A 25,523-nucleotide genomic window follows, 5' to 3' on the forward strand; every position below is an offset into this window, starting at 1 on the left:
AAACAGCCTATAATTAGGCTGTTTTTTTGTTGGATATTCGATTTTTATAATAAATTATTTTGTTATTAATTTATCTGATTAATAGTAAATTCTTATAAATAAGCTCATAAAAAAAGTCAGCGATGTAAAATCGCCAACTAATTTAATCTTCAAATTCAATATTATTTCTTTGTGCAGCTTCCATTCTTTGTTTTTTAGCTTTTCCAGATGCACTTCTATAAATCATCCATGCTAAAAGAACCATTCCTATATATCCATTTACAACGTAAACGATGTTTACTAATGAGTCAAACTTCAAAGTCAATCCAATGATTGCCCCAACTATACCAGCTATTAAAGTAAATAATTTGTATTTCTTTGTGCCTTCATCAAAGAATCTTCCAGTTACTGTCCATAATAATGGAACAGATGTTGTAAATATACCTAGCATTATAAATATTGAAAATACTGTTGCAAGGACTGGATGAATTTTACCAGCTAATACCAACACTGGAATTTGTGAGTCGTATAATTCAGGAATTGATAAAATGATTGCTATACTCATGATGAATATCGCAACTGAAAATCCTGTAGATCCAACGAAAACTCCAGCTTCTGCATCTTTTAAGCTTTTTGCAGTGTTTCCAACTTCTGCCAAGAAAGCAACCAACCATATCATATTAAACCCTACATATGAACCAGCTGCTAGGAAGAAGTTCTTACTAGCTACTTTAATTTCTCCACTGTTAACTAATTTTTCAATAAGATCAAGACTTGATTGTAAATTACCCATATTCATGAAAATAGAAATCAACCCAATTACGATTGCCATTATCGCAATAACTGGTCCAATTTTCCCAATAACATCTACAATTTTACCTAATCCAAGCATTACGACTAAAATAACAACCGCAGCCATAATAGCTCCACCAACATATTTCGGTGCATTAAAGTGTTGAACAGCTGTAGCTTGTGCACCAGCAATCATTACTGTATAAGATAAGAAAATAAAAAATACTGCGTAGTAATCTACGATAGTTCCTATCTTATTTCCACACATCAATTTGTAAATTTCATTTGGTTTTTCGAATTTTGAATAATAACCGTCATTTAAGAATGATAATCCTGCAAACGTAAACAAACCAAAACAAATCATAATTCCTATAAGTCCATATAGTCTATATGAAGAAAAGAATTGTAAAATTTCTTGGCCCGTTGCAAATCCAGAGCCTATAAGTAATGCAATAAACGCTCCAGCATAGGTGATTACCTGACCTATGTTATACTTTTGTTTCATAATTTACCTCCTATTGATTTTTCTTCTGATTGACATTATTTAGTGTATCGTTTTCCAAAAAATGCAAAGAGTTAAATATTATTAACTTAAAAATTTTACATTAAAACAATAAACAGTAAAAAAACAAGGATTAAATCCTTTTTAGTCATTATAACATATTAATTCTAACTTTGTAAATATTTTCCTACATTTTTTCTAAATTTGTTGTTCAAAAAGTCAAAAACCCCGAATAAATAATCCGGGATTTTCCTCATAATTCTCTACAATATATTAGATTTAATTACATTTACAATTCTTTCAAAATCTTTTTCGAAAACACACCTTAAATCCATGAAGAATGTGTCGTCATGAACAGTTCCAATGATATGTTCATCAGATAATCTAAGTCTACGTTCAAATTCCGATACTTTCATTTCTGGTTTAACGGCAATAGAATACGAATTTAATTTGTCTAATGGATATGCTCCACCGCCAACTTCGCTTTGAGATTCTACAATTTCCATATTAAGTTCCACTTCTTTTTCTATCATAGATTTAAGTTTTTCAGCTTTTCTAAGAATTTCTTCTTTTGGCATGGATATCATCTTCAAAGTTGGGATGTTTGCAATTGCCTTTTCATCATCTAAGTAGAATTTGAGAGTTTCTTCCAAAGCACCTAATGTAAACTTATCAACTCTGAATGCTCTCAACAATTGATTCTTCTTGATTTTAGATATCAATTCTTTCTTTCCAACTATAATTCCTGCTTGAGGTCCACCTAAAATCTTGTCACCAGAGAATGATACCAAATCAATTCCTTCATTAATACAATCCTTGACAGTTCTCTCGTAACTAAGTCCAAACTTAGACAAATCAATCAAAGAACCTGAACCCAAATCTTCTATTAAATGTATGCCTTTTTCATCACACAAATCTCTCAATTCATCTCCACTTACGCTCTCACTAAATCCTACTACAGAATAATTTGAAGTGTGAACTTTCATGATAAGCGCAGTTTCTTCATTAATATTATCTTCGTAATCGTATAAGTGTGTTTTGTTAGTTGAACCAACCTCCACTAATTTAGCACCGGATTTTTCCATAATTGAAGATATTCTAAAAGATCCACCAACCTCAACTAGTTCTCCTCTACTTATGATAGCTTGTTTGTTTTGAGCTAAAGTATTTAAAGCAAGAAAAACAGCAGCTGCATTATTGTTTACAACTACAGCATCCTCGGCTTTTGTAATTCTTTTTAAAAGTTCTACAGCGTGAACATATCTGGAGCCTCTTTTGCCTTCATCTAAGTCGTACTCTAAGTTAGAATAATTTCCAGCGATTTTACACAAGTTATCTACAACTTTTTCATTTAACAATGATCTACCAAGGTTTGTATGTAAAATAACCCCCGTTGCATTTATTACTGGTTTCAATGATGGAGAAAAATTTTTGTCCATAAGTTCAAATGCTTTATCAATAACATCTTTGTTATAAAAATCAAACTCTTCTTTATTTAATATTCTATTTCTAAAAAATTCTATAGATTCTCTTACAGAATCTTTAATTAAACCTTCAGGATATTCTTCATAAGCTTTTAAAATTTCTTCGGATTCTAAAATTTCTGAAACTTGAGGAAGTTTCTTGAACATTTCTTGTAAATTAGCTCCCATTTTTTTGGCCTCCATTTTCTTCTATATAATATATACGTATTTGACATTAACTTATGAGTAAATTATAATATAAGAGCAGAGAATTGTCTATCATATAGCGATTGGAAGATTGTAATCGCTTTTTTAATCATAATAGAATTCGAATTTTTTATTTACGTATTAATGTTTTGGTTTTAACAAATTAAATTTCATTTAATAAAGTAATTTGTGATTTTTTATGAGCGGTTATTATGATTTCCTATATATGATTACATTTGAGTGATTTTGTTATATAATAATATTGAGCTAGAAAATAGCTTATAACGAATCAAAAGACAGGTAGGGTAAAAGATGTTATTAATCACAAACAATGAATTTTTTAAAGATGCTATCAAATGGAATGATGTGACAGTTGAATACATTGATATCGACTACATCGGAATTTTGAAAAAAGCACGCGATTTAATTCATCAAAATTATCGCCTAGTCACTCACCCACTTTATGGATCAGTAAAACCTAACGAAACTGTTTTTAGATCCGTTATTTTGGAAAAGGGTGACAAATTTGATACTGATTCTTTGATGATGATTGAAGAATCTATCAACACTGCAACTAAGTTTATGAATATTTCTAAACCAAAGCGTTGGCCACCTGAAATCTTAGATGATTTTAGAGTTGTCGACTTCGACATAATCAGTCAAACTTTGGATAGAATATTAATATAAAAATTTTAGGAGGCATTTGAAATGTTAGAATTAGACAAGAAAACTTTTGAACCAGAAGTATTAGAAGCTGAAGGATTAGTATTCGTAGACTTCTGGAGTGACGGATGTGAACCATGTAAGGCACTTATGCCAGGCGTTCATGAATTAGCTGAAAAATACGGTGACAAAATTAAATTCTGTTCACTAAACATTACTTCAGCTAGAAGAGTTGCTATCAAACAACAAGTATTAGGATTACCAACTATGTTAATGTACAAAGACGGTCAAAAAATTGATGAAATCAATAAAGATGACGCTAATTTGGAAAACATAGAAGCAATGATCCAAAAACACTACAACTAATCTCAAGCTAGATTAAAGTAGAAGTAAATTAGTTAAAAACTCATTAGGGGTCACTCCCCTATTGAGTTTAAATAAAAAAATATTATAGGAGGTTAAGATATGCGTCTTGAATTAGGTAAGATTTTTATTAAAGACATCATCTTTGATGAAGGTGAGTCAAGAATCGAAGACCACATTTTGTATCTTAATAAGAAAGAATTAGCAGATGTATCAGGTGTAGCTGATGATGAACACTTAGAATCAATTGATTTTGATATCGCTCATCCAGGCGAAAGCACTCGTATAACACCAGTTAAGGATGTTAACGAACCAAGAGTTAAAGTTGAAGGTGGAGAAATATTCCCAGGATTATTAAACAAAGTTGACCCTGTAGGTTCAGGTAAAACTATCGCTCTTAAAGACATTGCTGTTGTTACAACAGGTAAAATCGTAGGATTCCAAGAAGGTATCATCGATATGTCAGGTTTAGGTGCTGAATACACTCCATTCTCTAAGACAGTTAACTTAGTAGTAACTATCGAACCAGTTGAAGGTGTTAAACAACACAATCACGAAGCTGGAGTTAGAATGGCTGGTTTAAGAATCACTGATTTCATCGGTAGATTAGCAAAAGATTTAGAAGCAGATGAATGGGAAACATTCGAAACTCTTCCAATCTTAGAACAAGTTAAACAATATCCAGAATTACCAAAAGTTGTATATGTTTACATGTTACAAACTCAAGGTTTATTACACGACACTTATGTTTATGGAGTTGACGCTAAGAAAATTATTCCAACTTTCTTATACCCAACTGAAATCATGGACGGAGCAATTTGTTCAGGTAACTGTGTAAGTGCTTGTGACAAAAACCCAACTTACGTTCACTTAAACAATGGTGTAATCAGAGAATTATACAAAGAACACGGTAAATCAATCAACTTCTTAGGAGTTGTAATTACTAACGAAAATGTATACTTGATGGATAAAGTTAGACACTCTGACATGACTGCAAAACTTTGTGAATTCTTAGGAGCTGACGCTGCTATCGTATCACAAGAAGGTTTCGGTAACCCAGATACTGACTTAATAATGAACTGTAAGAAGATTGAAGGTAAAGGAATCAAAACTGTTATCATCACTGATGAATATGCAGGACGTGACGGTGCTTCTCAATCATTAGCAGACGCTGACCCAGCTGCAACTGCAGTAGTAACTGGTGGTAATGCTAACCAATTCATCACTTTACCAAAGATGGACAAAGTAATTGGTCACATCCAATTCGTTGACACTATCGCTGGTGGATCTGATGGAGCATTGAAAGAAGACGGTACTATCGAAGTAGAAATCCAAGCAATTACTGGTGCTACTAACGAAACTGGATTCAACAGATTAACAGCAAAAACTTATTAATTAATAAAAAAGATTTATTCAAAACAAAATATATTTAAATTTAAGAAAGGATAATTATGGGATTTTTAGAAAATAAAAAAGTTATCATAATTGGAGACCGTGATGGAATTCCTGGTCTTGCAATTGAAACATGTGTAAACACAGTTCCTAACACAGAAGTAATTTTCTCATCTACAGAATGTTTCGTCTGAACTAGTGCAGGAGCTATGGACTTAGAAAACCAAAAGAGAGTTAAAGACTTCGCTGAACAATACGGAGCTGAAAACGTAGTGGTTCTTCTAGGTGCCGCAGAAGCTGAAGCTGCAGGTCTTGCAGCTGAAACAGTAACAGCAGGTGACCCAACATTCGCAGGCCCATTAGCAGGCGTTGAACTTGGATTGTTAGTTTACCATGTTGTTGAAGAAGAATGTAAAGAACAATTCGATGCTGACGTTTATGATGAACAAGTTGGTATGATGGAAATGGTTCTTGACGTTGATGAAATCGCTGAAGAAATGAACGATATCAGAAGCGATTATTGTAAATTTTTATAAAGAAAGGAAGTAAGCTTAATGGATAAAATTAGAGTTGTTCATTATATAAACCAATTCTTCGCTGGTATTGGTGGAGAAGAAAAAGCTGATACAAAACCATTTATAGCAGAACAATTACCTCCTATCTCAGCTCAATTAGACAGTAAATTGGGAGACGAGTTCGAAGTAGTTAGAACTGTAGTATGTGGTGACTCATATTTCGGTGAAAATATGGAAGCTGCTCAAAAAGAAGTATTGGATATGATCAAAGAAGCTAATCCAGACTTCGTAGTAACTGGTCCTGCATTTAACGCTGGTAGATACGGTGTTGCTGCTGGTACTGTTGCAAAAGCAGTTAAAGATGAATTAAATATTCCTGTACTAACAGGTATGTATCCTGAAAACCCAGGTGCAGATATGTACAAAAAGGACGTATATATCGTAGAAACTAAGAATAGTGCCGCTGGTATGAGAGACGCTATGAAGAAAATTAGTAAATTAGGACCTAAGGTTGCTAAAGGAGAAGAAATCGGCTCTCCTAAAGAAGAAGGATATATCGAAAGAGGAGTTCGTGTTAACTTCTTTGCAGACAAAATCGGTTCTCAAAGAGCTGTTGAAATGCTTATTAAGAAAATTAATGGCGAAGAATTTGAAACAGAATATCCAATGCCTGCATTCGACAGAGTTGAACCTGGTAAAGCTATCAAAGATTTATCAAAAGCAAGAATCGCTCTTGTAACTTCTGGTGGTACAGTTCCAAAAGGAAACCCAGACCACATCGAATCATCTTCAGCAACTAAATACGGTGCTTATGACTTCCACGGAATCGATGACTTGACTTCTGAAAACTCAGAAACAGCTCACGGTGGATACGACCCAGTATACGCTAACGAAGATGGAGACAGAGTTACTCCTATCGATGTTATGAGAGAATTCGAAAGAGAAGGAGTTATCGGTTCATTACACGAAACTTACTATACTACAGTAGGTAACGGTACTGCCGTAGCTAACGCTGATGCTTTCGGTACTGAAATTGGTGAAAGATTATTAGCTGACAACGTAGACGCAGTTGTTCTTACTAGTACCTGAGGTACTTGTACACGTTGCGGTGCAACGATGGTAAAAGCAATTGAACGTACAGGACTTCCTGTTGTTCATATTTGTACAGTTACTCCTATCTCATTAACAGTAGGTGCTAACAGAATTGTCCCAGCTATTGCTATTCCTCACCCATTAGGAAACCCAGCATTAACTAAAGAAGAAGAATATAGTCTTCGTAAAAAGATTGTTATGAAAGCATTAAACGCTTTAACTACAGAGGTAGAAGACCAAACAGTTTTTGAAGACTAATTCAAATATAAATAAATAATAAAGGAGAATAGTTAACAGATGAATTTTCCAGTATTAAAGGGAGCTGGCTATGTATTAGTCAACACTCCTGATATGATTATCCAAAACGGATCAACATGTCAAACTGAAAGAGTAGTAAACCCAGATTCTGAATTCTTAAAAGAAGTTGGAAAACACATTAGAAGTTTTGATGAGGTAGTAAAATATCTTCCTAACCAAGTTTATATAGGAAATGTTACTCCTCAAGAACTTGAAAATTACGAAATGCCATTTACTAATCACTCTTACGAAGAAGGTAAGGCTGATGGTAAAATGGGTAAAATCGTAAAACAAGACGTATTCATCGCATTATTACAAATGTCTGATGCATTCGACTTAGTAAAACTTTCTGAAGAATTCGTAAACGAAATCAAACCAGTTATCGAAAAAGAATATCCAATTTTAGAACCATATTTCGGTCACCTAAAAGGATCTGATATTTCAAATGCTCAAGAATTATTCGACACTCACATGGCAGAAGCTTTATACCATGACGGCAAAGTTTGTGGTTATATCAAAGCAGCTCATGATATCGACGTAAACTTAAGCGCTCACACAATGTTCGAAAACTTAGTAGTAAAAGCTTCAGGTGTATTAGCAGCTGTAGAATTAGTTACTAAGAACGACATTAACAGAGATGATATAGATTATGTAATCGAATGTTCAGAAGAAGCCTGCGGAGACGTTAACCAAAGAGGTGGCGGTAACTTCGCTAAATCTATCGCTGAAATCGTAGGATTACAAAATGCAACAGGCTCTGATACAAGAGGATTCTGTGCAGCTCCTATTCACTCATTAATCGAAGCAAGTGCTTTAGTTAAATCTGGTGTTTATAAGAATGTTATGGTAGTAGCAGGTGGTTCAACTGCTAAATTAGGTATGAACGCTAAAGACCACGTTAAAAAGGGCTTCCCAGTTCTTGAAGACGTAGTTGGTGGATTTGCAATTTTAATCTCAGAAAATGATGGTGTTCACCCAGTATTAAGAACTGACATCGTAGGACGTCACACAGTTAAGACTGGTTCTTCACCACAAGCAGTTATCTCAAGCTTAGTATCTCATTCATTAGAAGAAAATGGATTAAAGATTACTGATGTAGATAAATACTCTGTAGAAATGCAAAACCCAGATATCACTAAACCTGCCGGAGCTGGAAATGTTCCTGAAGCTAACTATAAGATGATCGCTGCCCTTGCTGTTAAACAAGGAGAACTAGACAGAAAAGAATTAGCTAATTTCATTACTGATAAAGGCTTAGTAGGTTGGGCTCCAACACAAGGACACATCCCATCAGGTATTCCTTATGCAGGACATGCTATTAAAGACTTAACTGAAGGAGATTACAACAGAGTAATGTTCGTTGGTAAAGGTAGTTTGTTCTTAGGTAGAATGACTAACTTATTTGATGGTGTATCTATCGTTATGGAAAGAAATGATGGTAAAATGGAAGATGAATCATCAGTTTCATCTGAATCAGAAAAGGATCAAATTAAGAAAGTAATCGCAGAATCCATGAGAAAACTAGCTGAAAATCTTTTAGCAGAATAGAGGTGTAGACATGGATAATAAAAAAATTTCCGAAGTATTTCTTGAAATATCTGAAGCTATCGAAAGCGGAAAATTTGGTAAGAAAGTAAAAATCGGTCTTACTACTTTAGGTAGTGAACACGGCGTTGAAAATATGAAGAAAGCTATTGAATTAGCTGATTCTGATCTTTTTGAAGTAGTTGTTATCGGTGAAAAAGTTGATGATGAACATGAAACTTATGAAGTTGATAACGATGAAGATATGTACAAAAAGATGGAAGAATTACTTGACAGTGGCGAAATTCAAGCCTGTGTAACTCTTCACTACAACTTCCCTATCGGTGTTTCAACAGTTGGTAGAGTAATCACTCCTGGTACTGGCAAAGAAATGTTCTTAGCTACTACTACAGGAACTAGTGATACAGAAAGAACAAAAGCTATGGTAAGAAATGCAGTTGCAGGTGTTATCGCAGCTAAATCTTGTGGTATCGCAAAACCAACAGTTGGTATTTTAAACATCGACGGAGCAAGACAAGTAGAAAAAGCTTTGAAACACTTCAAAGACAACGGATTTGATATCGAATTTGCTGAAAGCCAAAGAGCTGACGGTGGTATCGTAATGAGAGGTAATGACCTTCTTATGGGAAGCTGTGATGTAATGGTAACTGATTCATTAACAGGTAACTTATTAATGAAGATGTTCGGTTCATTCACATCAGGTGGTAACTACGAAACTACTGGTTTTGGATATGGTCCTGGTATCGGTGAAGGCTACGAAAGAAACATATTTATAGTATCTCGTGCTTCAGGTGCTCCTGTAGTTGCAAATGCTTTAAAATATGCTTACCAAACAGTAGCTGGTGGAATTGATAACAATAAAAAATCTATCTATAAACAAGCTGAAAAGGCTGACTTCAAAGGCATCTTAGATTCTTTAACTAAGAAAGAAGCTCCAAAGGAATCTTCTGAAGAAGTTAAAATGCCAGATAAAGAAGTTGTATCTGCAACAATCTCAGGAATTGATATTCTTGAAATTGAAGATGCTGTTCAAGCTTTATGGAAAGAAAATATATACGCTGAAAGCGGTATGGGCTGTACTGGTCCAATCGTTCAAGTGTCTGATGCAAACTTAGATAAAGCATCACAAATACTAAAACAAAATGGTTATATAGAATAATTCTATAGGCTTTTAAAAAGATGTGTGATTTTTCACACATCTTTTTTTTGAGCTATTTTAATATTTTTCTGAATTTTTCTCTACTCTTTTCCCCACTAAAAAAACCTCAGATTAAAAGTTTAATCAAACTAATAATCTAAGGTTGTATTTAATTAAATTATTCTATTATATTTCTCCATCTCCAGCCGTATGTTTCACTTGCATTACATACAATAACGAAAGCCAATGGATCTATTTCTTGGATGTATTTTTTTAACATAATAAAATCTCTGTTGCTTACAACTGTTTGAACGATTTCTTTTTCCATTCCTGAATAAGCACCCTTTGCTGTGTAAATATTGGCAGATCTTGTAAGATTGTCTACTAAGAATTTGCTTACTTCATCAGGTTTCGATGTGGTAATAGTGCAAAGTTTTGATGTATTCATACCATTAATAGTAAAATCTATTATTAAACCGTTAAGTACAGTACCTACAAGCGAATATATAGCTATTTCTGTTCCGTAGGCATACCATGCTGATAATGTGATAAGGAAATCCACCATCAAACATCCTTTACCCAACTCAATTCCCAAGTATTTATTCAATATCTTAGCGAATATGTCAGAGCCGCCAGTTGATGCGTAGTTATTAAGTACAATCCCTACTCCTGATCCATAAATCATTACAGCTGCAATTAATTGAATCATTTTTCCTTCAAACAATGGTTTTTCCATAGGAAATAAAATATCCAAAATCCACACCAATAAACTAAGTCCCAAGGAACAAATTATAGTTTTAAGTCCAAATGCCTTTCCAAGCGTAATAAATCCTACAATAAATAAAACCGTGTTGATGATAATCAAAATTGGACCCGTTGATATTGGAACGAAATTTCCAATTACTATTGCCATTCCGGCTGCTCCACCTAGTGACAATTTATTTGGTGCTAAGAAAAAATGAATTCCCAATGCAATAAGAATGACACCAACTGCCATCATAATCACGCTTTTTCTTTTGTTTCTCTTTTCTAAAGCGTCTAAATCAATCATATTATCCCCCTAGTATTTTTTTGCAATAATATTATAACAATTGAATATACAATTTACAACGATATATTCATTAATTTCTAATAATTATTTGATAATTCAAAATTACAAAATATCTATAAATCTTTCAATTGGCAGTCCTCGTGCCTTGTCCTTAATATCCAATGAAAGCTTCAGTAGTTCTGTTGTCTTCAAACTAGCATACTTTGCAGACTCAAAAATCGACTTATTTTCTGAATACTGACTTATGAATAACGCTGAAAATAAATCCCCCGTTCCTGCATAAGATGTGTCGATGTATTCATAATAGATTTTATCTGATACAAAATTTTCATCCATACAGAAAACAAAATGCTCATCATTTTCTTCTACGCTAGTAATAACGGCGTATTTTGCGCCCATTTGGATAAGTTTTTCTGCCACATCGTTAATCGGTTCATCCATCTTACTAGTTATCATTCTAGCTTCTGTTTCGTTTGGAATAATTACTGTAGCTATGTCGATAAGTTTTCTGAAATTTTCTATATTGTCCTCGTCCAATCCGTTGTATAGTTTGCCATTATCTGCCATAATAGGATCTACAATAACGTCCGGTGAGTTTTTTTGTTTTGCGATAAAATCTTTGATTATGTCCACTTGTTCTAAACTATATAAAAATCCAGTAGCTATCAAATCAAAACTGAAATCCAATTCTTCCCAAACTTTTGTAGCTTGTTTCATGTATTCTGTCGTATCTAATATAGCAAATTTGCCGTAATCCAATGTGTTACTCACAACAGCCGTTGGCAAATTAAAAACACTTTTACCTTTGTTGCTCAAGACAGGAATCATACAACTAAGAGCGACTCTCCCATATCCTGGCATATCGTTGATTAGTAATATATCTTTCATCTTCTCTCCTCCATCTAATTATAACACTAAAAGCGTATTTGTATATCAAATAAATCTTAATCATTTTGTAGATTTTCAAGCTCTGAAAAGCTCAAATTTTCTCAATTTTTTATGATATAATATCAGGTGGAAATAAGGAGGGGCTTATGTTCAATTTTAATATAGAAGAGCACAAATTTAAATATATACATTTTATAGGAATCGGCGGAATATCAATGAGTGGTATAGCTGAATTGTTGAACCATTATGGATACAAAGTTTCTGGGAGCGACAGAGAAGAATCCGACGAAACTAATAGACTAAAAAATCTAGGAGTTGAAATATTTATCGGACAAAAAAGAGAAAATATCAAAAATCCTGACTTAATAGTATACACTGATGCAATTTTAGACGACAATGAAGAATTAATTGCTGCAAGAGAGCTTGGAGTAGACGTTGTAAGCAGAGGAGTTTTCCTTGGTGCACTTATGAGAAATTACAAGTATTCCATTGGAGTTAGTGGATCTCACGGCAAATCAACTACAACATCAATGATCGCGAAGATTTTAATCGATGCAAAAGTTGATCCATCTATACTTTTAGGTGGAAAATTAGACGAAATTCAAGGCAATGTTCACTGTGGAAATAGCGAATACATGCTTACAGAAGCTTGTGAATACAAAGCAAATATTCTCAACTATTATCCATCAATGGCTATTATTTTGAATATTGATGAAGACCACTTGGATTACTATAAGGATTTGAACCACATTGTTGCAACATTCATTGGCTACATGAAAAACTTGGAAGAAAATTCCAAAGCGATTATAAACATAGACGACAAAAACTGTGAACCATTACTTTCTCACATCAAAGGAGAAATCATAACATTTGGTATAGAAAATGAAAAGGCTGATTACAACATTCACGATATAACTTTTAATGAAAATGGCAATCCTACTTTTGTAATTTCATCTGAAAAATTTGACAAAGACGAAGAATTTTCACTTTCTATAATTGGACGTCACAACATATACGACGCTGTGGCTGCGATTATCGCATGTTACGAATTCCACATCGATATCGACACTATAAGAAAAAATATGAAAGAATACCAAAATCTCCACAGAAGAATGGAAACTGTAGGATTTTACAAAGGTTGTGAAGTGAAGACTGATTATGGTCATCACCCTACTGAAATCAAAAATACATTGAAAGCATTAGATGAACACAAGAAAGGCAAATTCTACTGCGTATTCCAACCCCATACTTATTCAAGAACTAAGATGCTATTGGATGATTTTGCCAATGCATTCTACGATTGTGATGAGGTTATAGTTACTGAAATATACGCAGCAAGGGAAAAATTCGACAGCAGCATTCACTCTACAGATTTGGTTGAAAAACTAGTTAAAAATGGCGTAAATGCAAAATACTACAAGACTTTTGAAGAAGCACGTGATTATCTTCGTTCGAAAGTTTCTGACAATGATATAGTGTTGACTACAGGTTGTGGCAACCCTGATGTTCTTGCGAAGATGATTGTGGAATAATATGTGTACGACAATTATTGTAGATTATCCACAAGGCTCTGTGATGGCGCGTACACTTGATTTTGAAGTGCCTTTGGAATACAACATGATTTATATTCCAAGAGGCTTTCACTATGCAGATGATTTGTATCACAAACCAATGCGTTCGAAATATAAAATGATGGGAATGTGTTTTAGAAATCTGTACCCTATCAAAGATGGTGTAAATGAACATGGACTGTGCGGCTGTACGAATATGTTTATCGCAAATAATTTGTTCAGCAATCACCCAATTGAAGGAAAAATAAACACAAATTCACTAGATTTCATGAATTTTGCACTAGGAAATTACAAAACAGTTGAAGAATTGTTAAACGATTTGGACAATATTCACCTAGCTAACAAAGATATTGATGGAAATTCTGTGATATGCCCTGATTTCCACTTTATGTTTGTCGATAGAACTGGCGATTCGACGGTTTTAGAATACAAGGATCACAAATTGGTCCCATGTGGAGATAATCCAAAAGTAATGACTAATTCTCCAAAATATTCTTCACACTTAAAAAGATACGAAAAATCCGTCGGAGATCTCTCCAAATTCAACCAGATAAAAGATTTGACAGGAGCTTATGATCCTGTAAGTAGATTCATCAGAGCAAAATACATCCTATCAACTCACAGGAAATCAAATAATGTTAATGAAGCATACTCATCAGCATTCAGTATCTTAGAGCCTCTAAAAATCACTGAGGGCTTCTTTAAGAACGATTCACATGATTACTATACATTTACTAGGTATATCAGCGCATTCGACACACAGACAGCTTCTATGGCTGTTAGAACGCATTCCAATACACAAACTTATTTGATAGACTTTGATGATATACCAGATGAAAATGAAATATACTCGTATTATTTTGAAAACAAATTACAATTTAAGAGAATTATTAAATGATAGGCAAATGCCTATCATTTATTTTTTGCGTAATGAGATGCAAAATTCCTAAAAAAATAGAAGCTATTTTGTAATTAACAAAATGCTTCTACTTTTAATCAATTATGCATTATATTTTTCCATATCTAAATCGTGTTGCATAGCAGCTACCATAACACCAGTAGATCCACCTGCGTGAACGTTAGTTGAAGTACGTGCCATATCTGCAACACCTTGGATTGGGCTTAGTACTAAAATCATTTCAACTGGTAATCCCATTGTAGCAAAGATTGCTGTAGCTTGAATTGTTCCTGTTCCTGGTACCCCTACTGTTCCCATTGAAGCGAACAAGCATGAACCAACCATGATTAAATATTGAGTAGCAGAGAATGGAATATTAAGCGCATTGATTGTAAACATCGCTAATAAAATTGGCCATACTGCTGCACATCCTGGCATACCAAATGTAGTACCAATTGATGCTGCAAATGATGCAATTTCTGTTGGAGTTCCCATGTCTTCTTGTTCTTTAATATTTGCTGGCAAAGATCCAATTGAACTTTGTGTAGTGAATGCTATCAACCATGCTGGGAAGAATTTGCGTTGGAACTTGAATGGATTGATGTGTGCAATTAAACTCATCATAGCTGATGTAGTGATGAATGTGTGGAACAAACATGCTACATAAACCATTAATAATAAGAATAATAATGATTTAACAAATGATAAATCCAATGTAGCTACTTGGTTAGCTAATAAAGAAAGAACTGCGTATGGAGTGAATTCGATGATTTCTCCAATTACTTTGTTCATTACTTTATTACCAGCTTCTACGAAATCTAAGAATGGTTTAATTTCTTCCTTGTTATTGTATCTAAGTACAACAATACCAATGATAATTGCAAAAATTACAATAGGTACGATTTTGTTGTGACTCATACTGTCAATAATGTTTTTAGGGAAGAAACTTACAAATACGTCTGCAAAAGGTGGAACTTCCTTAACCTTATCTGCAACATCCATTTTGATATTTGCATTCATTCCTATATTTACTAATTTACCTAAAATTATAGACAATATAGCAGCTAAAACATTGTGTAAAGCTAAAATTATAATTGTTTTGCCACCCATTGATCTTAATTTTTCTGAGCTTTCCAAGGATGCAACTGTAGTTATAATTGAGAATAATAATAGTGGAATTACAAATGCTTGTAATAAACTTGAAAATACACGACCAAATATTGCTACATAGTCAGTGCTTCCTTTGAAAATAAGTCCTACTATGGCACCCATTGCTGTAGCTAATAAAATTCTGATCATGAATGAAGTACCTTTTTTCTTCAAACGATCGATAACTACGCACAATGCGAAAGCTACAACTAAAGCGATTAAGCTTTTAATCATTTCAACATCTCCTTTATATATTTTTGTCACACTAATCTTATCACATCGTCTTATAATAGACAATGATATTTAATCAGTGCTATCGTTTTCATCGTTTTTTATTTATTGTATTGTTCAATATATCGATTTTTCATGTAAATTCACACATTATTTAAATTTTTTTCAAAATTTTACAAAAACAATAATTTGACAAAAATTTAAAAATTACCTTATAATCCTCACTTGTTATCGTTAATATATCAACGTTTTTTGTTTGTTTTACTTAGGATTAAAATTTTCAAATATTATTTCATTTTTGTAATATATAGATTTTCTCAATAAAAAAAGACCGATGTTAAACATCAGCCTTATCTTTCCCATCTACCTCGTTTGTAAATTATAAATCCCACAATAACTGTCAATCCATTAGACACTAACATTGAAATCCAAATTCCTGTAGATCCAAGATCTGTCAAACTCTTTAGTATCATAATAAGTGGAAGTCTTAGTACCCATAATCTCGCAAGAGACAAATACATTGTAAGTTTTGTTTTTCCAACACCTTGGAAGAAACCATTAATCGCTGAGAAATATCCCATGAAAAATGTAATTATCGCTGAGAAGTACATGTACTCACTCGCTTGTCTCCAAAGTTCGATATCTCCACGATCTTTGATAAATATGGATAGCAATTGATCTTTGAAAAGCAAAATAATAATCGCAGATGCAAGTGAGAAGAATGTTATGATTATATTTGCGCGTTTGAAAATATCCTTGCTTCTTTCCTTTTTTCCAGCTCCAATATTTTGTCCAGTTATTGATGTAAGAGCCATTCCAATTCCTATAGCTCCTTGGTTGAATATATCGGACAATCTGTTGCCCATTGAAAATGCAGCAAGTGTCGTTGTGCCGTATGATTGAATAAATCCATTAAGAACAGTGAATCCAATGGCTTCCCCACTTGATCCAAGCGATGCTGGAATTGCGATGGAGAATATATGTTTGATTATTCCCATATCAAGTTTGAAGTTTTTAAAATTAACTTCTATTTCAGATTCTTTTTTGACAACTCTTACAGCAAATACAACTAATAAAACTTTGGACAAAACAGTCGCCCATGCGGCACCTGCAATTCCCATGTTAAGTCCTGGAATTCCCAAAACATTATCAAAAATAAAGAACGGATCTATAACGACATTTGTAATGGATGATATTGTCGAAATAATCGTCATTGATTTGGTTCTTCCTTGCGAATTCAGTATAGATTGATATCCGAAAAATATCATATCAAACAAAAGCCCAACAGAGTTTATCGCAAGGAATATGTATGATTTGTACTCAAAGCTTCCTGTCGCTCCCATCCACCTTACAATAAATGGTGCGGTGATTACGCCTAGAATACTGAAAATAACTCCAAGTACTGTCGTGAGAATTAAAGTATGCACAGCATAAACTGAGCAGTCTTTTAATTTTCTAGCTCCAAGTCTTTGACTCATTAAAGAAGTAGCTGCCACACTTACTCCAAGGCCCACTGCTATAAACAAATAAAGCACCGGCCAAGTAAAAGATGTCGCAGCGTAATCTTCAGAACTGATTTGTGCTACATATATTCCGTCAGTTATACCATAAAGGGTTTTGATTAGGTTACTAATCATCAATGGGATACTTAACTTAAAAATCACATCTGTAATATTTCCGTTTGTAATAAATTCAATGTTACTTTTTTTGTTTCCCATTCACTCGCCCCCTATTAATTTATAATTTAAAATATCCTATTCCAAATAATCCCGGTCCAGTATGAATACTTAATGTTGGAACAATTTGTCCTTCATAATAGAACTTTGCTCCTTCGATTAAATCCTTCATACTATCCTTCGCTATTTCCATAGCATTTTTATTGTCGCCATTTAATAAAACCAAGTAATAATCCTTGATACCAGTTAATTCTTTTTTAACGATATCAATAGCGTGGTTGATGTTTTTCATTGTTCCACGATTTTTTTCTACTGTATAATATTCTCCATCTTCATTACAAGATATTATAAGCTTCAAATTTAATAAATTACCAACCATTCCAGTGATTTTACCAATTCTACCACCCAATGTTAAGTATTTCAATGTATCTAAAGTAATGACTGGAACTGAATCTTTGATTTTGGATTTCATGGTTTCTATTATAGATTCTAGCGAAAATCCTTCATCGATTAATTTTCTGGCAAAAATAGCAAAAAATCCTGTACCAATCGAAATATTTTTTGAATCAAATACTTCCACTTCGACATCTTCCACTTGGTCTTTTGCTAACATAAATGCATTGTACATCCCACTTAATTTTGAAGAAATTGAAATGCAGATTATCTTGTCAAATCCCTTATTTTTAATTTCATTTAATTTATTAACGACATCTCCAATTGATGGAATGGAAGTTTTTGGAACTTCTCTATCGATGTTTTCGTATATATATTTAGGTTCAACAGTGTAATCATCGTAGGAAACATCCGAATAGTTTATTTGAAGTGGCATCAATTCTATGCCGTATTCTTCAGCTATTTTTGGTGTGATTTCACTACCTGAATCTGTTAAAATTGCGATTTTTCCCATAATATCTCCTAATTAGTCAAGGCTATTAAAATATTCTCTAACTTCTTTTATTTTTCCACAAGTCATCTTGCCTTCTGGACAACTTCCTTTAACACAACCTGGCCCAGCTTTTTTGAAAATTTGTGGACACACTTTTTTCGCTTCGATAAGCATTAGTGTCGCCATTTCCCTGATTTCCCATTGCGCTCTTTGACAACATCTAGCTTCAAAGAAATGCAACAGTTCACGTGCATTCATTGTCATGACAATTTTTGTCTCAGTAGCATTTGAAAACACGTATCTTGCATCTTCAATGGAACTTTTTTCTGACATTGATTTTGCTTTTTTCTCATCAACTCCAGATTCGATTAATTTGTCGTATTCTTCTTGTATCAGAATTTCTGTCAAATCGTTGTAAGCATCAATCGTGTGTTTCATGTGGTTTTCGTAAATTTCTAAAGCCTTTGGATTGTTTTTTATTTTGGGAGGAATAATATACTCGTAATTATTCGCTCTCACATATCGTTGTGATTTTTGAGAGAAACTCGCTAATCTGTGTCTGACCAATTGGTGGGTCAAAGTTCTAGATACACCCTCAATTGCAAAAGTAAAACTAATGTGTTCGACTGGTGACATGTGCCCCAAATCCATTAATTTGTCTATAAAATTTTCTACATTTTCCTCAGTTAGTCCTTCTTCAATCTCCATAACAGAACTATCTGAATAGCAAAGTTTTGCACTTGATGCGACAAGTTTTTGTGCATCAGGAGTGTATCTAATTAGATTAACCTTCATTAATTACTTCTCTCCCATATAACTCCATCTCTTGTGTCTTTCAACACAATTCCCATAGATAAGAGTTTGTCTCTTATTTCGTCTGCCTTTTTGAAGTCTTTTTCTTTTCTAGCAGCATTTCTTTGTTCAATCAAATCTTCAATTTCAGAATCCAAATCATCGTCTTCTTCTTTGAATAAAATTCCCAAAACATAAGAAATATCATCCATCAATTTCTTAGCTTCAGTTAAGATGTTTTTCGATGTATTTTCATCGTAATTTTTGTTGATATATTTAATAAAATCAAACAATACACTAATTGCATCTGATGTGTTGATGTCATCGTCCATAGCTTGTTCGAATTTTTCTCTGAATGATTGTATGTTATCATCACTTCCTTCTTTTTCAGAAGAATTTTCTAAAATTCTGTTCAAGAACTTCTTCGCCGTGTACAATCTTTCAAGAGAATTTTTCGTAGCTACTAATGTGTCGTGACTAAAATCAATTGGATTTCTGTAGTGAACTGATAACAACCACAATCTGATAACTTCCAAATCAAATTCCTTTTCTATGTCCTTTAACAAAAAGAAATTATTCTTTGATTTGCTCATTTTTTCCTTGTCTACAGTTATCATTGAGTTGTGTAGCCAATAATTTGCAAAGTGAGCCCCAGTGCATGTTTCTGATTGTGCGATTTCATTTTCGTGGTGTGGAAATTGCAAATCTTCTCCACCGGCGTGAATGTCAATAGTGTCACCCAAAATTGATTTACTCATTACAGAGCATTCCAAGTGCCAACCAGGTCTTCCCATTCCCCAGGGACTTTCCCAAGCCGGTTCACTTTCTTCTTTTCTCTTTTTCCACAAAGCAAAATCCATTGGATTTTTCTTTTCGCTGTTGACATCTATCCTCGCACCAGCACGTAAATCATCTATATTTTTCTTAGATAATTTGCCGTAGTCTTTTGCCTTTGTGATATCAAAGTACACATTGCCATCCACATTATAAGCTGCACCTTTGTCTTCCAAAGTTTTAACGAATTTAATCATCTCATCGATATATTCAGTAGCTTTTGGGTGGATTGTGTCTTCTTCATCGAAATTAAGTCCTGAAACATTATCCAAGTAAGCTTGAATGTATTTCTTAGTGATTTCTCTGAAATCTATATCTTCATCTTTTGCTTTATTGATAATTTTGTCGTCGATATCAGTGAAGTTGCTTACAAATTTAACATTATATCCTTTGTAAATAAAATATCTTCGCAAAGTATCAAATACCACAATCGGTCTTGCATTTCCAACGTGAATATAATTATAAACAGTAGGGCCACATACGTATATACCGACATTTTTTTCTTTTATTGGTTTAAATTCTTCCTTTTTTCGTGTCAGTGTATTGTATAACTTCATATCTTCTCCTATCTATTTAAAGCTTTGTTTATCCTATCTAAAACTTCTTGTTTTCCTAAAACTACCATAATAGAATCCAAGTCTGGTCCGTGAACATTTCCAGTAACCACAGCTCTTGTAGTCATCCACAAATCCTTACCCTTGATTCCAGTTTTCTTTTGAACTCTCTTCATAATCCCTGATGCAAATTCTTTTTCGATTTCATCAACTGATTCGATTTCTTCTTTTAATGCATTCATTAATTCGTCTAATTTTTCGTAGTTTAAGAATTCCTTAGCATCATCATCCATTTCGTAATCCTTGAACAAGAATTCAACTTTTTCAGTAATCTCTGCCAAATAATCCAATTCTTCTTTGAATAATGAAGCGATTTCTAATAATTTGTAATCTGGATAATCTTCCGAAATCACACCATCTTCAACCAAGTATGGTTTTAACATTGATGCTAATTCTTCGTTTTCTATTTCTTTAATATAGTGTCTGTTGATCCAGTTTAATTTTTCTGTATCGAAAACTCCGCCGGATTTTGAAACTCTACTGAAATCAAATTTTTGTTTCAATTCATCCATCGACATAATTTCTTGGTTATCTTCACTTGACCAACCTACTAGTGCTAGATAATTGTCGATAGCTTCTGGTAAATATCCCTTTGTACGGAAATCTTTAACTGCAACGTCGTCATTTCTCTTGGATAATTTCTTGCCTGATTTGTTCAAAACAACTGGTAAGTGAACAAATTCTGGAACATCCCATCCGAAACATTGATACATATACACATGCTTTGCTGTTGAAGAAATCCATTCATCACCACGAACAATATGAGTAATTCCCATCAAATGGTCGTCAACTACAACTGCAAAGTGATAAGTTGGAAATCCGTCTGATTTTATCAAAACTTGATCGTCCATATCATTAGTGTTGAATGTAATCTTACCTTTGATCGCATCGTTAAATGTGATTTCTTTGTTTTCAGGAAGTTTCAATCTAATAACATATTCTTCGCCATTTGCAATTCTTTTTTTAGCATCTTCAATGCTAATTCCTCTGCAAAGTCCGTCGTATTTTGGCATCAAGCCGTCTGCTTTTTGTTGCGCTTTAACTTGATCCAATCTTTCTTTTGAACAGAAACAATAATATGCGTAACCTTTTTCGATTAATTCGTCAATATATTTTTGATACAATCCTTGTTTTACTCTGTCAGATTGAACGTAAGGGCCACATTCACCAACTTCAGTTACTTTGCCTTCATCATCAAGGACAACACCTTCGTCTGGATCAAGTCCTGCCCATTTTAATTGTTCCAATAAATTTTCGATAGCACCGTCAACATATCTAGTTCTATCAGTATCTTCAATTCTCAAAAGAAATTTTCCGTTATTTCTTTTAGCATACAAATAATTATATAAAGCTGTTCTAAGTCCACCAATATGCAAAAATCCTGTTGGACTTGGAGCAAATCTTACTCTTACTTCACTCATAATATCCCCCATAAAAAATAAATTTAACTTATTTTATTATATCACAAATAGCCAAAATCAGCATTTATAAATAAACTCAACGCAATTATTTCGCCAAATTTTTTACCCAAATTTTCTTTCCAACCAAATACAACCCCAAAACAACCTTGTACAAATCAATCACAGAAATAATCAAATACATCAACACGACATTTAAATCTGTAAACTTTGCTAATAAAAACGAAATCGGATACGAAATCAAAACAATTCCCACTGAATCAAAAAGCAAAGTCAATACAGTTTTGCCTCCGCTTCTGAGTGTAAAATATGACGCATTGTACAAAGCAGAAATCCATAAAAACGCTCCACCAACTCTAAGCATATTTGTCGCCATCAATTTTACATCATCAGTTGTATTGTAAAATTCTGGAAAAAGCGGCGCCAAAATAATCAACACAATTCCAACTACAAGTGATAACATCAATGAAAACACAATTAATTTCCTGTCGGTGTCTACAGCCTCATCTACATTTCCACTTCCCAAAAGTCTACCTACCATAATCGAAATACAATCTCCCATCGCCAAGTTAAAAACGATGAAAAGTCCTATAATTGTCTGAGCAATATTGTACGCCGCCAACGCTTCAATACCTCTTGTTGAATAAGATTGAGTAATCGCAGCAATCCCCAAAGAATACAAAACTTCATTGATAATCAAAGGAATTCCCGCAACAGTTATGTTTTTGAAAAGACCTGTATCTATGTGGAAATTCTTGAAGAAATTAGAATAAAATGTGAATCTTAATTTATTCTTGTTCGCAAAATAAATAAACAATGAAAGTTCTACAAATCTCGAAATAACAGTCGCAATCGCAGCACCCTTTGGCCCCAATGCGGGAAATCCTAAAAGTCCGAAAATCAAAATCAAATTGAACACGAAATTCACTAAAACCGTAATCACGCTTGTTATCATCGGAAGCCTAGTTTCACCATTTACTCTCATTGAAGAAGAAATCGACTGCGAAAAAGCAAATGGAATAAATCCAATAGTCATAATTTTGGTATAATCAAGTGCAAATTTCATAGTCGTAGCAATATTTTTTGCAGAATCCGTGTCTGGATTCATAAATAAATACAATAATTTCTCGCCAAAAACCCAGAAAATAAACACACTAATCACAGAAACGATAAAAGATAACACCACATCAAAATACAAACAGTTTTGTACGTTCTTGTAATCTTTTTTACCTGCAAATTGTGCCGCAAAAATACTAGCCGCTGACACAAGCCCGAAAATTGCCAAGTTGAACACAGTAATCAATTGGTTCGCTACAGAGACTCCACTCATCGCAAAAGTTCCAGTCTGTCCAACCATAATATTATCCAACATATTTACAAACGATGTAATAAGCTGCTGAATAATGATTGGAATTGCTAACACCAATACTCCTTTGTAGAAATTTTTATCCCCAAAAAACTTACTTTTCTTTAATGCTAAATTCAATCTATCCCTCCTTCAAATTTTCTATATAAAAATAATTGCAAAGCTTATTTGTTCCATCAAAGTTTTCATATAAATGTTCACCGTAAAACTTGAACCCACATTTTTCAATAACCCTTGTACTTCTATTATTTTCAACAAAACAGCTGCAATAAATATAATCGTAATCCAAATCCTCAAGCAAATGATTCACAAAACACTTCACAACCTTCGTCATAATCCCGCGATTCCAATAATTTTTGTTCAAACTATATCCAATTTCAACCCCGGTCTTATCTTCGAATTCTGGCTGTTCATACAAATAATCGTCTTCGTACACTCCAATCATTCCTATTAGTTTGTCATCCAGAAAAATTCCGTATTCTAACTTTGAATTGATGAAATCTTTGAGAATTTTCTTGGATTGTTTGATGGATTTGTGTGGTTTCCATCCTGCAGATGGTCCCACCTCTTCTTGAATAGCGTATTCATGGAAATCATCTAAACATTTCATTTCCAACGCTTTTATTTCTATATCTTCACATTTTAAAATAAAATTTTCGTACTTCATTTGTATCTCCAAAATTTTTCAATCTATATAATAATATATCTTTAAAAATTTTAAGTCAATCGATTTTAGTTGAGATTTCTACAATTAAAACCTGCTAACAAAAGTCAAGCATAACCTGAAATTAATTTCAGTTTATTTGATTACTTGAGTAATTAAATTTGCGCATGGCAAACAAGCCGAGAGTAATCCATCGGTTTTTTTAGTGTAATTTTAGATTTTATGCTACTTTTAATTCTTGTTTTTGGGCTTTTGATTCCATAACTCTTGCATAGTAGATTCTTAAGAATTTGTTTAATCCTGCAAATTTACATACTTTTTTGGCTTTTCCTTCTTTTTCTTTTTTTATCATGTACTTATATATTTCATTTTCTGGTTTTTTAGCACTCATCATACATTTCATTGCCTGGTAGCCCACTTTTCTTAGTATTGCGTTTCCTCTTTTACTTATTTTTCTTTGATCTGCTTTAAAGTTTCCTGATTCATATGGTGGTGCGTCTATCCCTATAAAGGATATTAGGCTTTTTTTGTTTTTAAATTTTGATAGGTCGCCAAATTCTGCTACTATTTGTACTGCTAATTTTTCTGATATTCCTGAGAATTTTTTTGCTTATTGATATTCTTCTAAGGGCTCGGATATTTCTATCATTTGTGATAAAATTCTATTTAGAATCTGATTTATTTGTTTTATCAGGTTTATTCCTTCTCTGATATTTGTTTCTATTTTTGTGTTATGGGAAGGTTGTGTTGAGATACTATCCTCTGCTAATTGGTAAATGGCTTTTGCTTTGTTTGCATTTGGATGGTATCTCTTTTCTTTTGCCCACCTTTTATATTCTTCTATAAATTCTTCTTCTGTTTTTTCTAATACTAGGTCTTTATGCCACCATTTTTCTGAAAAGTCTAAGAGTTTGTCTTTTGAAAAGTCTCCTGAATTATGTAGTATTAGTTTTTTTATGCCTGGAAATGTTTGATGTATTGTTTGATCTATGTAGTTCATTTGATCGATTCTTAGCTCCATGTAATGTTGGTAGTTTCTGTTTAATTCTTTTAAGACTCTGTAGTTTTCTTCATCTACTTTGTATTCTTCTAATTCTTTCCAATACATTAGTCCATATTCTGCTATTTGTTTTGCATCCATCTTGTCATTTTTTGCTTTTCTAAAGTTTAATGCTCGACAATATTGTTTCATTTTTAATGGATTTATTACTGTTACAAAGTATCCTCTATCTTTTAATTCATAAAGTATTGGTAGATGATATTTTCCTGTTGCTTCCATTGTTATTTTTACTTCTTCTTTTAATTTTTCTAGTTTCTCTATTAATTCTTCTACTTTTGTTTTTTTAGAGAAACATCATAGGGTTTCCAAATTATTTTGTTCCCTTGTTCTAATGCACAAACTGTTATTTTTTCTTTTGATATGTCTATTCCTACAGATATCATAATTTCCCTTCTTTCTTATTATTTTGTAGTTTCTACCTGCACCATTACACTCTTTTTAGCTTGTGACACGGACGTTTTGCCCAACCTGCTTAAC

23 protein-coding genes and 1 pseudogene are annotated in these 25,523 nt (G+C 33.2%); 9 read left to right on the forward strand and 15 right to left on the reverse strand.

The window, feature by feature from the left end; all coding sequences use genetic code 11:
• Positions 1–142: 142 nt before the first annotated feature.
• A complete protein-coding gene (locus HMPREF0391_RS03250) occupies positions 143–1,276 on the reverse strand; it encodes a hypothetical protein (protein WP_002835440.1) in 1,134 nt (377 codons plus the stop codon).
• 260 nt (positions 1,277–1,536) lie between these two features.
• On the reverse strand, positions 1,537–2,925 hold the full coding sequence (selA, locus tag HMPREF0391_RS03255; RefSeq protein ID WP_035109254.1) for an L-seryl-tRNA(Sec) selenium transferase: 1,389 nt from the start codon (positions 2,923–2,925) through the stop codon (positions 1,537–1,539).
• Between the two features lie 330 nt (positions 2,926–3,255).
• Between selA and HMPREF0391_RS03260 the strand changes: the two genes are divergently transcribed.
• From HMPREF0391_RS03260 to grdD, 7 genes are all read left to right on the forward strand, one after another.
• Positions 3,256–3,630 (forward strand): GrdX family protein, encoded by a 375-nt coding sequence (locus HMPREF0391_RS03260; protein ID WP_002835443.1) that lies wholly within the window; start codon positions 3,256–3,258, stop codon positions 3,628–3,630.
• A gap of 21 nt (positions 3,631–3,651) precedes the next feature.
• Complete coding sequence (gene trxA / locus HMPREF0391_RS03265; RefSeq protein ID WP_002835444.1) at positions 3,652–3,972, forward strand: thioredoxin TrxA; 321 nt, start codon at positions 3,652–3,654, stop codon at positions 3,970–3,972.
• Between the two features lie 99 nt (positions 3,973–4,071).
• Positions 4,072–5,364 (forward strand): glycine/sarcosine/betaine reductase component B subunit, encoded by a 1,293-nt coding sequence (locus tag HMPREF0391_RS03270; RefSeq protein WP_002835445.1) that lies wholly within the window; start codon positions 4,072–4,074, stop codon positions 5,362–5,364.
• A 56-nt stretch (positions 5,365–5,420) separates the two neighbouring features.
• Complete coding sequence (grdA, locus tag HMPREF0391_RS03280; protein WP_080545251.1) at positions 5,421–5,897, forward strand: glycine/sarcosine/betaine reductase complex selenoprotein A; 477 nt, start codon at positions 5,421–5,423, stop codon at positions 5,895–5,897.
• Positions 5,898–5,915: 18 nt separating this feature from the next.
• Positions 5,916–7,226, forward strand: a complete 1,311-nt coding sequence (gene grdB, locus HMPREF0391_RS03285) for a glycine reductase complex selenoprotein B (protein WP_080545252.1) — start codon at positions 5,916–5,918, stop codon at positions 7,224–7,226.
• Between the two features lie 39 nt (positions 7,227–7,265).
• Positions 7,266–8,813, forward strand: a complete 1,548-nt coding sequence (grdC, locus tag HMPREF0391_RS03295) for a glycine/sarcosine/betaine reductase complex component C subunit beta (protein ID WP_002835449.1) — start codon at positions 7,266–7,268, stop codon at positions 8,811–8,813.
• A gap of 10 nt (positions 8,814–8,823) precedes the next feature.
• A complete protein-coding gene (grdD, locus tag HMPREF0391_RS03300) occupies positions 8,824–9,969 on the forward strand; it encodes a glycine/sarcosine/betaine reductase complex component C subunit alpha (protein WP_002835450.1) in 1,146 nt (381 codons plus the stop codon).
• A gap of 157 nt (positions 9,970–10,126) precedes the next feature.
• On the opposite strand, the gene HMPREF0391_RS03305 is transcribed toward grdD, so the two are convergent.
• Complete coding sequence (locus tag HMPREF0391_RS03305; RefSeq protein ID WP_002835451.1) at positions 10,127–10,999, reverse strand: YitT family protein; 873 nt, start codon at positions 10,997–10,999, stop codon at positions 10,127–10,129.
• Between the two features lie 102 nt (positions 11,000–11,101).
• The gene (locus HMPREF0391_RS03310; protein WP_002835452.1) at positions 11,102–11,887 is read right to left on the reverse strand and encodes a PfkB family carbohydrate kinase; all 786 of its coding nucleotides are present in this window, start codon (positions 11,885–11,887) and stop codon (positions 11,102–11,104) included.
• Between the two features lie 146 nt (positions 11,888–12,033).
• On the opposite strand from HMPREF0391_RS03310, the gene murC reads away from it, so the two are divergent.
• The gene (gene murC / locus HMPREF0391_RS03315; protein ID WP_002835453.1) at positions 12,034–13,419 is read left to right on the forward strand and encodes a UDP-N-acetylmuramate--L-alanine ligase; all 1,386 of its coding nucleotides are present in this window, start codon (positions 12,034–12,036) and stop codon (positions 13,417–13,419) included.
• A gap of 1 nt (position 13,420) precedes the next feature.
• Positions 13,421–14,356 carry a linear amide C-N hydrolase gene (locus tag HMPREF0391_RS03320; protein WP_002835454.1) on the forward strand — a complete coding sequence of 312 codons (936 nt, stop codon included), beginning with the start codon at positions 13,421–13,423 and terminating at the stop codon, positions 14,354–14,356.
• A 102-nt stretch (positions 14,357–14,458) separates the two neighbouring features.
• Here HMPREF0391_RS03320 and HMPREF0391_RS03325 read toward each other — a convergent pair whose 3' ends face one another.
• From HMPREF0391_RS03325 to HMPREF0391_RS09575, 11 genes and pseudogenes are all read right to left on the reverse strand, one after another.
• Positions 14,459–15,739: a dicarboxylate/amino acid:cation symporter gene (locus tag HMPREF0391_RS03325; protein WP_035109257.1), complete on the reverse strand. Its 1,281-nt coding sequence runs from the start codon at positions 15,737–15,739 to the stop codon at positions 14,459–14,461.
• Positions 15,740–16,086: 347 nt separating this feature from the next.
• Positions 16,087–17,454 carry an MATE family efflux transporter gene (locus tag HMPREF0391_RS03330; RefSeq protein ID WP_002835457.1) on the reverse strand — a complete coding sequence of 456 codons (1,368 nt, stop codon included), beginning with the start codon at positions 17,452–17,454 and terminating at the stop codon, positions 16,087–16,089.
• A gap of 19 nt (positions 17,455–17,473) precedes the next feature.
• Positions 17,474–18,319 (reverse strand): DegV family protein, encoded by an 846-nt coding sequence (locus HMPREF0391_RS03335; protein WP_002835458.1) that lies wholly within the window; start codon positions 18,317–18,319, stop codon positions 17,474–17,476.
• Positions 18,320–18,331: 12 nt separating this feature from the next.
• Positions 18,332–19,093, reverse strand: coding sequence for an FAD-dependent thymidylate synthase (gene thyX, locus HMPREF0391_RS03340; protein WP_002835459.1), 762 nt, complete (start codon positions 19,091–19,093; stop codon positions 18,332–18,334).
• Complete coding sequence (gene cysS, locus HMPREF0391_RS03345) at positions 19,093–20,481, reverse strand: cysteine--tRNA ligase (RefSeq protein ID WP_002835460.1); 1,389 nt, start codon at positions 20,479–20,481, stop codon at positions 19,093–19,095. Before cysS ends, thyX begins: the two co-directional genes overlap by 1 nt.
• Before the next feature lie 8 nt (positions 20,482–20,489).
• Complete coding sequence (gene gltX / locus HMPREF0391_RS03350) at positions 20,490–21,959, reverse strand: glutamate--tRNA ligase (protein WP_035109260.1); 1,470 nt, start codon at positions 21,957–21,959, stop codon at positions 20,490–20,492.
• 85 nt (positions 21,960–22,044) lie between these two features.
• The gene (locus HMPREF0391_RS03355) at positions 22,045–23,442 is read right to left on the reverse strand and encodes an MATE family efflux transporter (protein ID WP_002835462.1); all 1,398 of its coding nucleotides are present in this window, start codon (positions 23,440–23,442) and stop codon (positions 22,045–22,047) included.
• 1 nt (position 23,443) lies between these two features.
• Entirely contained in the window at positions 23,444–23,989 is a 546-nt protein-coding gene (locus HMPREF0391_RS03360; protein WP_002835464.1) for a GNAT family N-acetyltransferase, read from the reverse strand.
• A gap of 217 nt (positions 23,990–24,206) precedes the next feature.
• Complete coding sequence (locus HMPREF0391_RS09565; RefSeq protein WP_002835465.1) at positions 24,207–24,389, reverse strand: hypothetical protein; 183 nt, start codon at positions 24,387–24,389, stop codon at positions 24,207–24,209.
• Between the two features lie 24 nt (positions 24,390–24,413).
• Positions 24,414–24,578, reverse strand: a pseudogene (locus HMPREF0391_RS09570) (transposase); the annotation flags it as partial.
• 18 nt (positions 24,579–24,596) lie between these two features.
• On the reverse strand, positions 24,597–25,307 hold the full coding sequence (locus tag HMPREF0391_RS09575) for an IS110 family transposase (RefSeq protein WP_329503267.1): 711 nt from the start codon (positions 25,305–25,307) through the stop codon (positions 24,597–24,599).
• Between the last annotated feature and the right edge of the window lie 216 nt (positions 25,308–25,523).

This window comes from Finegoldia magna ATCC 53516 (assembly GCF_000159695.1).
In the GTDB taxonomy this organism is placed as follows: Bacteria; Bacillota; Clostridia; order Tissierellales; family Peptoniphilaceae; genus Finegoldia; species Finegoldia magna_F.

Excerpts from the sequence above, each read along its gene's own strand:
- HMPREF0391_RS03250 (WP_002835440.1), bottom strand. The coding sequence starts at position 1,276 with ATGAAACAAAAGTATAACATAGGTCAGGTAATCACCTATGCTGGAGCG.
- selA (WP_035109254.1), bottom strand. The coding sequence starts at position 2,925 with ATGGGAGCTAATTTACAAGAAATGTTCAAGAAACTTCCTCAAGTTTCA.
- HMPREF0391_RS03260 (WP_002835443.1), top strand. The coding sequence starts at position 3,256 with ATGTTATTAATCACAAACAATGAATTTTTTAAAGATGCTATCAAATGG.
- trxA (WP_002835444.1), top strand. The coding sequence starts at position 3,652 with ATGTTAGAATTAGACAAGAAAACTTTTGAACCAGAAGTATTAGAAGCT.
- HMPREF0391_RS03270 (WP_002835445.1), top strand. The coding sequence starts at position 4,072 with ATGCGTCTTGAATTAGGTAAGATTTTTATTAAAGACATCATCTTTGAT.
- grdC (WP_002835449.1), top strand. The coding sequence starts at position 7,266 with ATGAATTTTCCAGTATTAAAGGGAGCTGGCTATGTATTAGTCAACACT.
- grdD (WP_002835450.1), top strand. The coding sequence starts at position 8,824 with ATGGATAATAAAAAAATTTCCGAAGTATTTCTTGAAATATCTGAAGCT.
- HMPREF0391_RS03305 (WP_002835451.1), bottom strand. The coding sequence starts at position 10,999 with ATGATTGATTTAGACGCTTTAGAAAAGAGAAACAAAAGAAAAAGCGTG.
- HMPREF0391_RS03310 (WP_002835452.1), bottom strand. The coding sequence starts at position 11,887 with ATGAAAGATATATTACTAATCAACGATATGCCAGGATATGGGAGAGTC.
- murC (WP_002835453.1), top strand. The coding sequence starts at position 12,034 with ATGTTCAATTTTAATATAGAAGAGCACAAATTTAAATATATACATTTT.
- HMPREF0391_RS03320 (WP_002835454.1), top strand. The coding sequence starts at position 13,421 with ATGTGTACGACAATTATTGTAGATTATCCACAAGGCTCTGTGATGGCG.
- HMPREF0391_RS03325 (WP_035109257.1), bottom strand. The coding sequence starts at position 15,739 with ATGATTAAAAGCTTAATCGCTTTAGTTGTAGCTTTCGCATTGTGCGTA.
- HMPREF0391_RS03330 (WP_002835457.1), bottom strand. The coding sequence starts at position 17,454 with ATGGGAAACAAAAAAAGTAACATTGAATTTATTACAAACGGAAATATT.
- HMPREF0391_RS03335 (WP_002835458.1), bottom strand. The coding sequence starts at position 18,319 with ATGGGAAAAATCGCAATTTTAACAGATTCAGGTAGTGAAATCACACCA.
- thyX (WP_002835459.1), bottom strand. The coding sequence starts at position 19,093 with ATGAAGGTTAATCTAATTAGATACACTCCTGATGCACAAAAACTTGTC.
- cysS (WP_002835460.1), bottom strand. The coding sequence starts at position 20,481 with ATGAAGTTATACAATACACTGACACGAAAAAAGGAAGAATTTAAACCA.
- gltX (WP_035109260.1), bottom strand. The coding sequence starts at position 21,959 with ATGAGTGAAGTAAGAGTAAGATTTGCTCCAAGTCCAACAGGATTTTTG.
- HMPREF0391_RS03360 (WP_002835464.1), bottom strand. The coding sequence starts at position 23,989 with ATGAAGTACGAAAATTTTATTTTAAAATGTGAAGATATAGAAATAAAA.
- HMPREF0391_RS09565 (WP_002835465.1), bottom strand. The coding sequence starts at position 24,389 with ATGAAATGTATGATGAGTGCTAAAAAACCAGAAAATGAAATATATAAG.